Origin of the sequence: Zunongwangia endophytica (genome assembly GCF_030409505.1) — a bacterium.
GTDB classification, from domain to species: Bacteria; Bacteroidota; Bacteroidia; order Flavobacteriales; family Flavobacteriaceae; genus Zunongwangia; species Zunongwangia endophytica.
The window spans coordinates 445,780-460,951 of record NZ_JAUFPZ010000002.1; the positions used below are offsets into that span (position 1 = coordinate 445,780).

Sequence of the window (15,172 nt, forward strand, 5' to 3'; positions counted from 1 at the left end):
CTTTTTTAATAGATTCAATTTAAATTGAAATGATTATCTAATGTGTCCGTCACCTAACACATAATATTTATTTGTTGTTAACTGCTTTAAACCTAATGGTCCACGGTGGTGCAATTTATCGGTACTAATTGCTAATTCTGCTCCAACACCCATTTGGCCACCATCTGTAAACCTAGTAGAAGCATTGTGATATACTGCAGCACTATCTACCTGCTCCATAAAAGTAAGAGCTTCCTCTTTTTCGGTAGTGATAATAACAGCTGAATGTCCTCCTGAATATTTGTTGATTTTATCGATTGTAGCATCTAAACCATCAATACTACCAATTACGATCTTCATCGCTAAGAACTCTTCGTACCATGTAGATTCTGAAGGAACTTCTTCTTCATCAGTAAGTACTTTTTTAACGTCCTCATCAACTAAGATTTTCACTTCATTAGTTTTAAACATTTCCTGAAGCTCTTTCAACTTCTTTTCGTAATTTGGAATGTTCACATCTACTAACACTTTATCTAATGCGTTACAACCTGAAATTTTATCGATTTTCGCATTCAGCATCACTTTCTTCGCAACCTCAAAGTCAGCGTTTTTAGAAACATAAAGGAAGTTATTTCCTCTACCACTAACTAATACTGCTCCTGTAGCATGCTCTTTTACGAAACCAATTAATCGCTCTCCACCACGTGGCACAATTAAATCTAATTGTACTGGTGGGTTTTTAAGAAATTCCTGAGTTTCTGGTCGGCTAAGGTGTAATAACTCGATCCAATCTGAATCTAAGTCATTTTCCTTTAGCGCATCATGCCAGCATTGGATAAGAATTTTATTACTATTTATGGCTTCTTTACCACCTTTTAAATAGATCTTATTATTTGCTTTAAAAGCCAGAACTGCAGCCTCGATAGTAACATCAGGACGAGATTCGTAAATAATCATGATGTTTCCAAAAGGAGCCGTTTTATTTGTGATATCAAGACCTGTATCTAGTGTTCTATTTTCGATCGTTTGACCTACAGGATCTTCCTGTTCCATTACTTCTTTTACTGAAGTAATCATACCATCTACTTTTTTATCATCACATACCAAGCGATCATACATGGCCTGGTCTCCTTCCCCAAAAGCTTCAAGATCCTTTTTATTTTCGGTGATAATTTCCTGACGTCTTTCGTCCAAGATTCTCATCATGGATTTTAATACGTTGTTTTTTTTATCTGAACTTAAAAGTATCATTTATTTTAATTTTTAGTGGTTTAACCCTATTAAATAGGATTTAAATTTTTTGATATTCTGGAATTTGTAATTACGTTGGTTAGCTAATTAGATTATTCCAGAATTATTTTATGAGGTAAACTTAGTTCCAACTGGTTTACCATTTACAATATCTACAATCACATTAGGTCGTTTACCATTTGCGATGTAAGTTGTAATATTTTTTGAGGCAGTTTCTTTTGCAATCTTAATTTTAGACTCCATTCCTCCACGGCCTTCACCTTCACCTTTTCCAGATTCCTGAACATATTTTTCTACGTTCTGATCTACCTGGACTTTATTTAGTTTTTCAGAATCATCATCATCTGGATGTCCTGTATAAAGACCATCAGTATCACTTAAAATGATTAGAGAGTCTGCACCAATTAGTTCAGCTACAAGACTTGCTAACTCATCATTATCAGAGAACATAGACATTGTTACTGAAACTGCATCGTCTTCGTTTGCGATTGGTATAATACCTTCAGAAAGTAAAGATTCGTAGCAATTGATCATATTTTCTCTATGAATACCTGGGCTAAAATCTCTTTTAGTTGCAAGTACCTGAGCACAACGCATTCCGTAGTCATGGAATATACCGTAGTAGTGTCTCATCATTCTTGGTTGTCCTACAGAAGAATATACCTGTCTTCTTTTTGAAGGTTCATCGATATTAATTTCTCCCAAGATCTCTTTACCAGCAATCGCCGAACCTGAAGATACTAAGACCGTCATTATATCTTCTTCGTACAATTCAGAAATCTGTTCTACTAAATGTTTAAGTATCGGCCCTAGAATTCTATTGTCTTTATTGGTCATTACATTAGTACCAACTTTAACGACAATTCTTTTCTTCTTATTTTCCATTATTAAATTTGATAGTATTAGTTAGTTGATTATTTCCCTTCACCAAGTTCGACAGCACGATCAAAAGCTGCGTAAGCTGCATTTTTAATTAATTCCTTTACATTATTATCGTCCATTGAGTCTAATGCTGCTCTAGTAGTACCTCCTTTAGATGCAACACGTTCCATCCATGTATCAGGAGATAAGTTGTGCTGGTTGAATAATTCAACGGCACCTTCAAATGTTTGACTAACTAAGACTTTACTGTCATTTTCAGAGAATCCCATTTTAAGTGCAGCTTCTAACATAGATCCCATAAAATAGAATACGTATGCCGGTCCACTACCGCTAATACCTGTAGAAGCATCTATAAAATTCTCGTTTTTAACTTTAATAGATTCTCCAGTAGTATCTAATAGATTTCTTACCATTAGTAGTTCTACTCTTGAAACTTCTTTCGCTCCGGTATAAGAAGTAACTCCTTTACCAACTTGTGCCGGAAGGTTAGGCATTGATCTTACAACCTTCTTAATTCCTAAACCATCTTGTATGGTTTTTATCGTAACACCTGCCATTAACGAAACGAAAATTTGCTCGTCGTTAACCATCGGGCTTATCTCTTTAAATAGCTCCTCAATATGATAAGGTTTTACAGCTAAAAATATAATGTCTGCTTGCGGTAAGCAGTGGTCTATCTTGTCGAAAACATCAAAATGGTCTACTTTACTTAAGTCGGTAATAACTTCGGCAGATTTATCGAATATCATAAGATTTCTTCGATTTAAAAGACTGCTTTTTGCCATACCTTCAGCGTAAGTAAGTCCCATATTTCCTGCTCCAATAACTAATACTTTCATTTTTACGTTTTTCAATTTTGATTGTGACGTCTGTCACATATATTTAGTTAAACTTCTATTTATAACTCAAAGATCGTGCGAGCCAAATTGGCCAATTGAATGCACAATTTTTAAGAAGCCATAATATAGGCTGAAATTGTTTTAACAAAATCTCAACTCTAGTTAAAGAATTGCAAAGATTTAGAAGAATTGATAAGACCCGTTTAGGTAGTATTATACCGTTATCAAGGCTAGTAGTGGGTATTTTAAGGCTTTCTTAGATTGCGATATTTCGAGTGCGATTGTTAATATATCATAAAGTTCCAGGTGGTGAATAGGTGTTGAAACAGTGTTATTGGATTTTTCTATAGTTGATAGTTATTTCTTATAGCTGCCGAACTGACAAATACAACTGATAAGCTGGCAGAATTCTTAGTCTCTTTTAGAAGAATTGAAGCTGAAATCTTGTGAATACCGTGCATTTTAAACTCTTTTGTATTACTATAAATGCAATTAATCCGATATATTTGACTTTTACACGTGTAAACTACTGCTCATAAATTTTAATGACTAGAAACAACAAACTAACGACCCAAAAAGTAAAACAGATTAATAGCAAAGATGTGGAGTCCAGGATTATTGCTGTAGGAGCAAGTGCTGGGGGACTGGAGGCTTTAAAAGCTTTTTTCGGTGGATTGCCGGAAGAGGACAATAATACCTATGTAGTAGTTCAACATCTTTCTCCCGATCATAAAAGTATGATGGGTGAACTGCTTGAAAAATCTACAAACCTTCCTATAAAGCAGATTCAGGATGGTACCACCATAGAAGATAAAACCATATATCTTATTCCGCCGAAATCTAATCTCTTGGTAGAAGATGGAGTGCTAAAGCTTGTAAAAAAGCCAGAAAGAGCGCATCTTAATCTACCTATAGATATGTTTATGGATTCGCTTGCCGAATACAAGAAAAATAAGGCGGTAGCGATTATTCTTAGTGGAACAGGTAGTGACGGTACCAGAGGGATTAGAGCCATCAAAAGTAATGATGGGATGGTTATGGTTCAGGATCCTAACCAATCTAAATTTGATGGAATGCCTAAAAGCGCTATCCAAACTGGATTAGTTGATTATATCTTACCTGTAGAAGAAATGGGGGAAGAACTTAGAAAGTTTATCAATGCTCCATTAATTTTTGATATTGAAAATCATGATGTAGAATTTGATCAAAAAACGCTTTCTAAGATTTTAAATCTAATTGATGAAAAAACTGGACTTGATTTTAGAGAATATAAATATTCTACTTTAGCAAGAAGAGTTGCAAGACGTGTTAATGTTTGCGGTTGTGGTAGTTTAGAGGAATATTACGATACGTTATTGCATAATGATAAAGAGATCCCCATGCTTTATCGTGAATTTCTAATTGGTGTAACAAACTTTTTTAGAGACGAACGAGTTTGGGAAATAATTGCAGATGATATCATTCCTGAGCTTGTAGAAAGTAAAACTAATAATGATATCCTTAAAGTATGGGATGTTGCATGTAGTACGGGAGAAGAAGCTTATTCTTTGGCAATGCTGATTTATGAAGAAATGCAGCGCCAGGATAAAGTGCTTGAAGTTAAAATCTTTGCAACAGATATTTCACAGGAACATCTGGATATTGGTAGCGCCGGAATTTATTCTGAAAGTGTTGTTGCTAATGTTGACGATAAATTTTTAAAGAAGTTTTTCGTAAAAAAATCAGACGGTTATCAAATCGTAGAGAAAATTCGCCGGATGGTGATTTTCTCAAAACATAATATTATAAAGAATCCACCTTTCAGTAATATGGATGCGGTATTTTGCCGTAATTTGTTGATATACTTCCAAGCATCTATTCAAAAGAAAACAATGGATGTGTTGCATTATTCACTTAAAGAATATGGATTCTTAGTTTTAGGTACCAGCGAAAGTGTAACTTCTCACAAAGATTCCTTCGAAGATATTAGCAGAAAATGGAAAATCTTTAGAAACGTGCATCCTAGATCCAGGATTAGAACGCGAAGTCTAAAATCGACTACTGGAAGACAGCAACCAGAGCAAGAAGATAATCATAAAACACCTCAATATAGAGATAGTCGTGGCAATAATAATAGTAAGCAGAAGTTTGTTAAAGAACTTAATGATGCTATTATGGAGCAATTTGGAGCTGCTAGCGTTTATGTAGATTCCGAATTTAATATAATGGAAGCAGTTGGTGAATTTAGAAAGTACGCCAACTTACCAATTTCAGGTTTTACTACCAACCTAATCGAGATGCTTAATAAAGATCTTAAGCATGTGGTGCAGTCCACTACAAAAAAAGCAGCAAAAGAAAATAAAAGAGTTGTTTATCACGACGCCATCGTTAAAGAAGGAGAAGATAGGCTTATAAAAATGGATATTGTAGTTAAGCCATTTAAGCCTAAGAACCTTGATAACGAAAATAATTTTGTGCTTACTTTTATAGAAAAGGAAGTACAGGAGGAAGATACCATTGAGGTAGAACAAATTACAATTAGTGGTAGAACTCAGGAATATATCGTTGAACTTGAAGAAGAGCTGAAAAGAACAAAAGAAGAACTTCAAACTTCGCTGGAAGAAATAGAGACTAGTAACGAAGAGTTGCAGGCGGCTAATGAAGAGTTGTTAGCTTCTAACGAAGAATTACAAAGTACTAACGAAGAATTGCAGAGTGTTAATGAAGAAATTAATACGGTAAATGCTGAAAACATCCAGAAAATGGATGATTTGGCACAGCTTAATGCTGATATGAATAACCTGCTGGAAAGCACCAATATTGGTACTATTTTCTTGGATAGTGATTTAAGAATTAGAAAGTTTACACCAGCAATTAAGAAGCACTTTAGTCTTATTAATAGTGACGTAGGTCGACCTATCGATAACTTCACTACTAATTTTGGCGTAAATAGAGGTAAAGGTTTGGTAGATCGTTGCCATAAGGTGATGGAAACTAATAATACCTTAGAACGTAATATTCTTTCTAAAGAGGGAAGAAACTATTTACAACGAATTTCACCATTTAGAAATAGTGAAGATAATACTGAAGGGATTGTTATCACCTTTGTAGATATAGAATCACTTCAGAAGGCGAAAAATAAGTTATTAGCTAGTGAGCGAAGATTTAAATCCTTCTACGAAGAAGATCCCGTTTTACATTTTAGCGTAGATCCAAAAACTTCAGAAATCGTACAGTGTAATCAGGAAGCTGTAGAAAAACTGGAATATGATTCTAAAGATGATATCATTGGGAAACCGATATATGAGCTTTACGAGGATGAATCTAAATTACGAGCTTTACGCCTTAATAAGTTATTCCAGGAAAAAGGAGAGCTTAAGAACGTAGAACAGGAAATGGTTACCAAAAACGGTCGAGTAGTACCTGTTATTATGAACTCTACAGTAGAACTCGATGAAAATGGTAATGGTATAACTAACCGCTTTACATGTGTAGATATTTCTGAACTGAAAACAGTGCAGGACGAATTAGAACAGCAAAAAAAGGATCTCCAAAGAGCGAATCATGATTTAGAGCAGTTCGTTTCTATATGCTCTCATGACCTTCAGGAACCATTGAGTACAATTAAGTTTGGTAGTGATATTCTTGGTAAAATTTATTCTGATAAATTAGATCAAAAAGGTAAAGATTATATTCAATACATAGATGAAGCCTCCGATCGTCTTTCAGCACAGATAAAAGCTTTGCTAGAACACTCTAGAATTGGTAGAAATACCAAGAAGAAAATGGTCGATACCAGAGAACTTGCTGAAGTTGTAAAATATGATCTCACTAAGAGAATAAAAGATACCAACGCAAAAGTTCATATAGGTAGTTTACCAAAATTGAAGGTATTTGAAGTAGAGATGCGATTGCTTTTCCAAAACCTGCTGAGTAACGCTTTAAAATATTGTGCGAAAGATAAAACACCAGAAGTTCGAATTTCCGCTTATCAGGAAGACGAATATTGGGTGTTTTCTGTAATGGATAATGGAATTGGAATTTCTGAAGAAGATCAGAAGAATATTTTTACAATCTTCAACCGAGTTCCTACCGAAGAAAAATATGAAGGTACAGGTGTTGGACTTGCCCATGTTCATAAAATTGTGATACTTCACGGAGGTACCATTTGGGTAGATTCACAACCAGGAGTAGGAAGTACCTTTTATTTCAAAATTAAAGCGAAGTAGATGGCGAGAGGCGCATATAGCGAACAGGAAATAACTATTACAAATTGCGATCGTGAACCTATACATATAATAGGAAAAGCACAAGAACATGGTGTTATCATGATTTGTGATATGGATACTCTAAGTGTTTCGCAATGCAGTGAAAATGTCGAAAACATTCTTGGGTTTAATCATGAATCCATTTTAGGTGAACCTTTAAAACAGGTTTTGCCTAAAAAAGTAGCTAAATCTTTTAAGCGAAAATTAAAAAATAATGAAAGCCTTCTACCGGAAAAATTCAAAGTAGGAGATCAAAAATTTATATGCATTCCTTCTATATCTCAAGAGCTCTTAATTCTTGATATAGAACCCTCAGGGAAGTCTTTAGATCCAGTTCGTTTTCAGGAACAACTTACTAAAATTTTAACCGAGCTTAATGATGCAGAATCTGTAAACGATATGTGCCAACAGGCTGCGTTGCTTGTGAAACACTTGTTCGATTACGATCGCATTATGATCTATAAATTCGATGAGGATTGGAATGGTGAAGTTGTAGCAGAAGTTAAGGAGCCAGACCTGGATAGTTGGTTAGGCTTACATTATCCTGCAACCGATATTCCAAAACCCGCACGTGATATTTTTATGAAGCAGGGTGTTCGTATTATTAGTGATGTCAATTATAAGGCCTCGCCTATAATTCCGGAAATTTCTCCAATAACAGGACAACCTTCAGATATATCTAGTTCAGAATTGCGTGCTGTTTCTCCAATTCATATTGAATATCTTCAAAATATGAATGTAGCAGCTTCTCTAACTGCTGCAATCATACTTAATGGAGAATTATGGGGATTAGTTGCGTGTCACAACGCTACACCAAAATTTATAAATTATCATCAAAGGCAATCTTGCTTGTTTTTAACTCAGGTTTTTTCAAACAAACTCGCATTAAAAACAACTAATTTATTTTTAGACAAAACTTCAGCTTCCAATGAGATTCGCAAAAAGTTAGTTTTGCAGATGACGTCAATACATAATATTGTCGATGCGCTCTGTAAGTTCGAACCAGCTTTTACTGATATTGTAGATTGTGGAGGTGGAGCTATTGTTAAAGGTGGGGAGCTATGTACTTACGGAGATACACCTGCGATAAGTGAAATTGTACAATTGTGTAATAATTTTTTAGTAAATAAAGGAACTTATTTTTCCTCTAAATCTTTATCTAATGTTTATCCGGAAGCTAGTAAATTTAAAGATAAAGCTTCAGGAATTCTTAGTACACGATTTGGTGATGAAAAAGAGGATTATATTATTTGGTTTAGACCAGAAGCTAAAGAAACTGTTAGTTGGGGTGGTAACCCAACTAAGCAAGGCTATATAAAAGATGGTGTAGAATATCTTACACCACGAAAGTCTTTTGAGCGATGGGCCGAAAAAGTTTCAGGAATCGCCAAGCCTTGGGAGGAATACGATTATGAGGCCGTGAGTAAGTTACGCGAAAGCATAATCCATATTTTGGTTAAAAAGCAAAAAGATGAAATTTACTCGCTAAATGACAGATTGGTAGATGCGAATAAAGAACTGGAGGCTTTTAGTTATAGTGTATCTCACGATTTACGAGCTCCTTTAAGAGGCATCGATGGTTACGCCAGAATCTTAAAAGATCACTACATGGATCGCTTAGACGATTATAGTAAAAAGGCGGTTAATACCATCGTAAGATCGGCAGGAGAAATGGATACGATGATTGATGATATCCTGTCATACTCCAAAGTAGGACAAACTCAGTTATCTAAGCAGCTATTATCGATAAAGCAGATTGCTGCCAATGCAATTGAAGCGCAGAATGCCGAAAATAATTATCCTAACACTTCAATAAAATTAGATGAAAATCTGCCTAAAGCTGTTGGTGATCGCCGCATGATTTCCCAGTTGATTAATAATCTAATAAGTAATGCTTTAAAATATAGCAGCAAAGAAGAATATCCGGCAGTAGAAATAAGCTTTTTTAGAGAGAAAGAACAAAATGTCTATTTTATTAAAGATAATGGCGTAGGTTTTGATCCTAAACATCAAGAGAAAATTTTCGAATTATTCTCTAGAGTTGCTTCCAAAGATTATATGGGATCGGGTATAGGTCTTTCTATTGCTAAAAAAGTGGTAGACAAGCATAACGGGCAATTATGGGTAGAGACTGAACCTGGTAAAGGATCAACTTTCTTTTTTATTTTGCCCGATCTTGAAGAATAAAGATTTATTGAAATCTATTTTGTATTTTTCCACACAAATTAAACAAATTTGTTAAATGATTACGACGGCGCTAAAGATTTTGTTGGTAGAGGATTATGACGTTGATGCAGATCTTATTACCATGCAGATTAATAAAATTGTTGAAAATTCTGAAATTGAAGTAGTAGATAACGTAGAGGATTGCAAAAATAAACTTCACAATTTTGTTCCAGATGTGGTAATATCAGACTATAATCTACCTACATGTACTGGTCTAGATATACTTAAGTTAACTAAAAGTTTTGATGATAGCCTTCCTTTTATATTTGTGACAGGAACTATCGACGATGATGAGCTTGCGGCAAATACCATTCTCTCTGGAGCTTCAGGGTTTATACTTAAGAAGAATATGAATATCTTAAGTGAAAAGCTGAAACCGCTGCTTAAAAAAGTAGTTTTTAATATGCTGGAGCAGGAAGAATTGCGTGAAAAAATTAGAAAAAATAAAATCGCGGTTAATCAAATCTACCAGTATCTAAATGAGATGAATGCTGAAAATGATGAGCAACGTCTCAATATTAGTAAGATTAGAGCAAACATTGATAATATTACTTTAGATAATGATGCTAAAAACGCTTAGAGAAGAAACTTCAGATTTACATAAAGAGATCGAAAGCGATAATGCCGCTGGTCTTATCATGGATCATAGCATCACCTTAGAAGGTTATAAAACGCTTTTACTTCAGAATTTTTTAGCCTATAGAGTGGTTGAAGATGAGATTAAGCCTTTTTATTCTGAATTTTCTACAGACAAAAGTGAGCGTTTAGCTGAAGACTTAGAAGCACTTGATGTAGAATTTGAATCTGCTTTGAGTTATTTTAAAGACGATTTTAGGTGTAAAGATAAGATTGAAGCTTTAGGAGCCTCTTATGTTTTAGAAGGATCGGCTATGGGCGGAATGCTTATTGCAAAAGAACTTCAGAATTGCCAGCATCTAAATATGATCTCTAAGCATCATTTTTTTAATGGAGACAGAAAAAATGTGGAAGGCTGGAAACAATTCATGAAAAAAGTGAATTCAGAAGAATTTTCAGAAGATCAAATTAAGAAAGCTACTACTAAAGCTCAGGAAACCTTTCGATTTTTTGGAAAAGTTTTCAATTACAATCCTCAATTTTCGGTTTAAAAAAGCCTAAATCTTTCAAATTATAAACTATTTGAGTAGGTTTAGGATATAGATTTCCTATCCATGAAAAACCGACCGATCTCAAAAATTTTCCTTTTTAGTTTCTTACTTCAATCTGTTTTAGCGACTGCTCAAAGCGGGCGAATCCCTGTATCTTCTGAAAACGGAATCGTAAGCAGTAGTCATCATTTAGCATCAAATGCAGGTGCAAAAATACTTGCCGAAGGTGGTAACGCTGTCGATGCTTCGATTGCGACAGCTTTTGCTTTAGCAGTAACTTTACCTTCCGCAGGAAATATTGGTGGAGGCGGTTTTATGATTTATCGTGGAAGTGACGGCACTGAAACAAGCTTTAATTTTCGAGAAAAAGCGCCCTTAGCTGCAACCGAAACCATGTATTTGGATGAAAACGGAAAGGTCAAAAACAATACGAATCATGAAGGCTTATTGGCAGTTGGCGTGCCAGGTACTGTGGCAGGACTTTGGAAAGCTCATCAAAAATATGGAAAATCAGATTGGAAAGATCTTTTAAAACCTGCGCTCAAATTGGCAAAAAAAGGTTTTCCCGTAAATGAAGATATGCAATGGTTTTTTGAAGGTCTAAAAGAGCATCAAGAAGAATATGCGAGTACCGCTAAAGTTTTCCTGAAGAAGAATGGCGAGATCTATAAGAATGGTGAAATTCTTATTCAGAAGGATTTATTTAAAACATTAAAAAGAATCCAAAAGAAAGGGGCTGAAGGTTTCTACAAAGGTAAAACAGCAGAATTGCTCACTGATTTTATGGCTAAAAATGGCGGAATAATTACTGATGAAGATTTAGTGAAATATGAAGCTGAAGAAATGCAGCCTATTAAAGGAACGTATCGTGATTATGAAATTATCGGAATGCCGCCGCCAAGTTCGGGTGGGGTAGCGGTGATAGAAATGCTGAATATTCTTGAAGGTTATAATATGACCGAATTTGGGCAAAATTCTGCAAATTCTTTACATGTAATTACCGAAGCAATGCGACGCGCTTTTGCAGATCGTGCGATGTTTTTAGGAGACTCCAACTTCAATCCTAATATGCCTTTATCTAAATTGACTTCTAAGAATTATGCTGAAAAATTGAGAAACTCGATTCAAATGGAAATTGCTTCGAAAAGTGATTCAGCGAATTTCAATAAAGCTCATTTAAAACATGAAAGTAAAGAAACAACACATATTTCTGTAGTCGATAAAGACGGCAATGCTGTATCGATGACCTATACTTTAGAGCAAAGTTATGGTTCTAAACATGTTGTAGAAGGCGCTGGTTTTCTGCTGAATAATGAGATGGGAGATTTTAATCCAATTCCGGGGTATACCAACGCTAAAGGTTTAATTGGTACCGATCCTAATTTAATTGCGCCAGAAAAACGAATGCTGTCTAGTATGAGTCCTACGATAGTTGCTAAAAACGGAAAGACAGTTTTAGTGATTGGAAGTCCCGGTGGAAGAACAATCATAAATACCGTGTTGCAGGTTATATTAAATACGATCGATTACAATTTGGATATTGCAAAAGCTATTGAGTCACCAAGAATTCATCATCAATGGTTGCCTGATACAACTTATTTTGAAGAATGGGGATTTTCACCGGATACTAAAAGAATTTATGAAGAAATGGGACATGAAATAGATAGCCGTAGCACTCAGGGAAGAGCTATGGGAATTTATATTGATCCTGAAACCGGAATGCGCTACGGAGCGGCAGATTCCAGAAGTTACAATGGAGCAGCAGCTATTGAAATTCAAGATTAGCCAATTTAGCTATCAAATTTTTTAAGATCAATCACTTCGCCACTATCCATTTGATTCAACTTTTCGTTGCCTATGCGAACTCGAACTAAACGGAGTGTAGGAAAGCCAACCACCGCAGTCATTTTTTTAACCTGGCGGAATTTTCCTTCCGTTAGAGTTATCGAAACCCAACTTGTTGGTCCGTGACGCTCGTCTCTAATTTTCTTAGCGCGCTCAGGAAAAACAGGACGATTTTCTAATTTGTAAGCTTTGCAGGGAAGGGTTAGATATTTTGCACCGTTTATACTTATTTCTACACCTTGTTTCAATAATTCAACAGCTTCTTCAGAAATATCTCCATCAACCTGAACGTAGTATTCTTTCTCTACGCCACCACCGGTAATTCTGGCGCTTTCCTTGCCATCGGTGGTTAGAAATAATAAGCCTTCAGAATCTTGATCTAATCTTCCTACAGCCATCGTTTCTTCCGGGAAATTTCCAAGTTCACCCAACAATTTTTTCTTTTTTCTAGGTTTTTCGTTGGTGATAAACTGGCTAAGGTAGCCGTAAGGTTTGTAGATTTTAAAATACCGATGCATAAGAAATATTTTCTGAGACGAAAATAGACAATCTTGCTTAGAATTTTTAAAAGAGTAATGCGCTACTCGGTTTTGTTTAGGTATTTTTTAGAACGCTCATTAAAATCAGCTTGCTCAATGTTATTTTCAAGAATGGCTAAGTGATCGAAAATCGCTTTGCTATGATTCATGATTTCTTTTACAGCTTCATCACCGGCATCCCAATGTTGCTGCATTTCAGGCAATTTTACTTGTGCCTTTTTTGAAAGTCGAAGTAGGTGTTTCCTTTTATCTTTAGGATCTTTAACTGAATTGATATATCCTTTTTTCTTCATTTTATCAACCAGCTGAACAATTGCAGGGTGGGAGAGGTGTAGTTTTTCGGCGATTTCCATAACAGTTAGCTCCTCATATTTTTCTAACAGAAGAAAAATCATGTGCCAGTTTGGTTCAATTTCAAGACCATTATCACGATAAAATTGTCTTGTTGAATACAAAAAGGAATCACTAAGTCGTTTCAATCTACCGGTTAAACCGGCATAACTCATTTCAACCAAAAAATCATCATCCATAAACTCCAATTTAAAAACTAGCAGTAAAAGTAAGCACTTACACAGATTTATTAAAGAAAAATGATAATCCCCTTAAATTATCCTATTTATAGAAAATAGAACGGTCTTGTACTGCTGTTTTTATCATCCCTAAGAATCACATAATCTTTTTTAGACCCTTCAAGATGCAAAAGCCCAATTGGATAATATTTGTAAAGATTCAATAAATCTTTTTCAGGTTGATTTTCATTTTTAGTATCAATAGTCACAATTAAGCGCTGTAGATCGAACTTTTCGAATATTCTTTCTACAGAAGATGTGATACTATTTTCACTTTCTTCTTTACTCAGATTAACATGCTCAAACAACGTAAATTTAATCTTAGCTTCTCTACCCTGGTTTATATTGGTCACACTCACAAAGCCAATAGTCTCTTCTTTACGTGACCAAAGCAAATGATAATTTTGAGTTTTTTTCTGCTCCAAATTAAGCTCTGCGCTTAAAAAGGTTAGTAGTTTACCTACGTATGGATCTGCTTGCTCGTTATTTTGAGCAACATGAGATGTTTTAGGTAAAAACATAGATGCAATGTTGTTTAAATCCATCGCATTGAGTTCTTTAATGTCTAGTGCTAAGTTGTTTTTTCTTTCTAAGATCATAACTCATTTGTTTAAAATTGTCTGTCTAATTTCTGGGCAAAATTTACTTTAAATAAATAATGCGTAAGTGCTTACGCAAAAGTAGTCAAAAATATACGTAAGAGCTTACATTGTTATTTCGATTTAACTATTATTTAATATTACATCTTAAAATGAGTATATCGTAAATTTATTTACTTTTAGTGAATAGATTTTGATGATATCACAATGTTTATAAATTTATCGAATATTAAATAATCTTGACATTTAGAGTAGGGCAGACTTTATTAAGGTTGGTAATTATGTTTTAGTTTTCTATTTGGATTTTTCTGATGCAAGTTTTTTCGAAAGACTTCATCGATGATAGCGAGGAATTGCCAAACAGTAATTTTAATAATGTTTTAGCATGAAAGATAAATCCACTTTTCAACTAAAGTACTATTTTTGTCTGAAATTAGACATTTTTATAATTTATGTCGAAAATGAAATCAAAAGAAGACTTTGTTCGTAAGCAAGTAGTTGCTGCCTCCCAAACGGTATTTAAAAAATACGGTTTTAAAAAAGCAACCATGGCTCATATTTCTAAAGCTTCTGGTAAGGGCCGTAGCACTTTGTACTATTACTTTAAAAATAAGAATGAGGTTTTTGAAGCTTTTGTGAAAAATGAATATGAAACCATTATTATCGAAACCGGAAAAATAGTTTCTAAAAATCTTTCTATTGAGGAAAATCTTTCCAGTTACCGAAAAATAAAATTAGAACACTACATCAAACTTTCAAATACCTACACTTATTTGTTAACCGACTTGAAAGAGAATACCACGTTCTTATTTCAGTTGTTGCATGAAATTCGTACAGAAGAAGTCAGTATTATAGAAAATTGCCTAACCTGGGCCATCGAGAAGAAAGAAATAACACCGGTAGCAGCTTCAGATTTAAACTTTTTGGCTTTGGCTATTGTTACCGCTACCGAAAGTTTAGAAAAAGAAATTTTCTTATATCAGCATTATTCAAACGATATGTTTGACCGTTTAGACTGGATCAATCAGCTCATTATAAAAGGACTACAAAATTAACTGCTTTTTAAACA

The 15,172-nt window shown here is 34.6% G+C and carries 12 protein-coding genes; 6 read left to right on the forward strand and 6 right to left on the reverse strand.

The features are described from left to right. Positions 1–33: 33 nt before the first annotated feature. From QWY91_RS02120 to proC, 3 genes are all read right to left on the reverse strand, one after another. Entirely contained in the window at positions 34–1,230 is a 1,197-nt protein-coding gene (locus QWY91_RS02120; protein WP_290231241.1) for a glutamate-5-semialdehyde dehydrogenase, read from the reverse strand. Between the two features lie 108 nt (positions 1,231–1,338). Next, positions 1,339–2,115, reverse strand: a complete 777-nt coding sequence (gene proB / locus QWY91_RS02125) for a glutamate 5-kinase (protein WP_290231243.1) — start codon at positions 2,113–2,115, stop codon at positions 1,339–1,341. A gap of 29 nt (positions 2,116–2,144) precedes the next feature. Continuing rightward, positions 2,145–2,966, reverse strand: a complete 822-nt coding sequence (proC, locus tag QWY91_RS02130) for a pyrroline-5-carboxylate reductase (RefSeq protein WP_290231245.1) — start codon at positions 2,964–2,966, stop codon at positions 2,145–2,147. Positions 2,967–3,496: 530 nt separating this feature from the next. Here proC and QWY91_RS02135 point away from each other — a divergent pair. The 5 genes from QWY91_RS02135 (at position 3,497) to ggt (ending at position 12,336) form a co-directional block, all read left to right on the forward strand. Further along, on the forward strand, positions 3,497–7,159 hold the full coding sequence (locus QWY91_RS02135; protein ID WP_290231247.1) for a chemotaxis protein CheB: 3,663 nt from the start codon (positions 3,497–3,499) through the stop codon (positions 7,157–7,159). Then, positions 7,160–9,385 carry an ATP-binding protein gene (locus QWY91_RS02140; protein ID WP_290231249.1) on the forward strand — a complete coding sequence of 742 codons (2,226 nt, stop codon included), beginning with the start codon at positions 7,160–7,162 and terminating at the stop codon, positions 9,383–9,385. A gap of 55 nt (positions 9,386–9,440) precedes the next feature. After that, on the forward strand, positions 9,441–10,004 hold the full coding sequence (locus tag QWY91_RS02145) for a response regulator (RefSeq protein ID WP_290231252.1): 564 nt from the start codon (positions 9,441–9,443) through the stop codon (positions 10,002–10,004). Further along, on the forward strand, positions 9,985–10,551 hold the full coding sequence (locus QWY91_RS02150) for a biliverdin-producing heme oxygenase (protein WP_290231254.1): 567 nt from the start codon (positions 9,985–9,987) through the stop codon (positions 10,549–10,551). The genes QWY91_RS02145 and QWY91_RS02150 overlap by 20 nt, the downstream gene beginning before the upstream one ends. Positions 10,552–10,614: 63 nt before the next feature. After that, positions 10,615–12,336 carry a gamma-glutamyltransferase gene (gene ggt / locus QWY91_RS02155; RefSeq protein ID WP_290231256.1) on the forward strand — a complete coding sequence of 574 codons (1,722 nt, stop codon included), beginning with the start codon at positions 10,615–10,617 and terminating at the stop codon, positions 12,334–12,336. Positions 12,337–12,341: 5 nt separating this feature from the next. Here the strand turns inward: ggt and QWY91_RS02160 are convergent, their stop codons facing one another. The 3 genes from QWY91_RS02160 to QWY91_RS02170 form a co-directional block, all read right to left on the reverse strand. Then, on the reverse strand, positions 12,342–12,914 hold the full coding sequence (locus QWY91_RS02160; RefSeq protein ID WP_290231259.1) for a pseudouridine synthase: 573 nt from the start codon (positions 12,912–12,914) through the stop codon (positions 12,342–12,344). Positions 12,915–12,976: 62 nt separating this feature from the next. Next, a complete protein-coding gene (locus QWY91_RS02165) occupies positions 12,977–13,465 on the reverse strand; it encodes a MarR family winged helix-turn-helix transcriptional regulator (RefSeq protein WP_290231261.1) in 489 nt (162 codons plus the stop codon). Positions 13,466–13,551: 86 nt separating this feature from the next. Further along, positions 13,552–14,103, reverse strand: a complete 552-nt coding sequence (locus QWY91_RS02170; protein ID WP_290231264.1) for a hypothetical protein — start codon at positions 14,101–14,103, stop codon at positions 13,552–13,554. Positions 14,104–14,564: 461 nt separating this feature from the next. Here QWY91_RS02170 and QWY91_RS02175 point away from each other — a divergent pair, with 461 nt between their 5' ends. After that, positions 14,565–15,158 (forward strand): TetR/AcrR family transcriptional regulator, encoded by a 594-nt coding sequence (locus QWY91_RS02175; protein ID WP_290231266.1) that lies wholly within the window; start codon positions 14,565–14,567, stop codon positions 15,156–15,158. The last annotated feature ends 14 nt before the right edge of the window (positions 15,159–15,172 follow it).

What these genes read in the sequence shown, in the direction of transcription:
- QWY91_RS02135 (WP_290231247.1), top strand. Translation starts at nt 3,497, where the DNA reads ATGACTAGAAACAACAAACTAACGACCCAAAAAGTAAAACAGATTAAT.
- QWY91_RS02145 (WP_290231252.1), top strand. Translation starts at nt 9,441, where the DNA reads ATGATTACGACGGCGCTAAAGATTTTGTTGGTAGAGGATTATGACGTT.
- QWY91_RS02140 (WP_290231249.1), top strand. Translation starts at nt 7,160, where the DNA reads ATGGCGAGAGGCGCATATAGCGAACAGGAAATAACTATTACAAATTGC.
- QWY91_RS02165 (WP_290231261.1), bottom strand. Translation starts at nt 13,465, where the DNA reads ATGGATGATGATTTTTTGGTTGAAATGAGTTATGCCGGTTTAACCGGT.
- QWY91_RS02150 (WP_290231254.1), top strand. Translation starts at nt 9,985, where the DNA reads ATGATGCTAAAAACGCTTAGAGAAGAAACTTCAGATTTACATAAAGAG.
- QWY91_RS02170 (WP_290231264.1), bottom strand. Translation starts at nt 14,103, where the DNA reads ATGATCTTAGAAAGAAAAAACAACTTAGCACTAGACATTAAAGAACTC.
- ggt (WP_290231256.1), top strand. Translation starts at nt 10,615, where the DNA reads ATGAAAAACCGACCGATCTCAAAAATTTTCCTTTTTAGTTTCTTACTT.
- QWY91_RS02120 (WP_290231241.1), bottom strand. Translation starts at nt 1,230, where the DNA reads ATGATACTTTTAAGTTCAGATAAAAAAAACAACGTATTAAAATCCATG.
- QWY91_RS02160 (WP_290231259.1), bottom strand. Translation starts at nt 12,914, where the DNA reads ATGCATCGGTATTTTAAAATCTACAAACCTTACGGCTACCTTAGCCAG.
- QWY91_RS02175 (WP_290231266.1), top strand. Translation starts at nt 14,565, where the DNA reads ATGAAATCAAAAGAAGACTTTGTTCGTAAGCAAGTAGTTGCTGCCTCC.
- proB (WP_290231243.1), bottom strand. Translation starts at nt 2,115, where the DNA reads ATGGAAAATAAGAAGAAAAGAATTGTCGTTAAAGTTGGTACTAATGTA.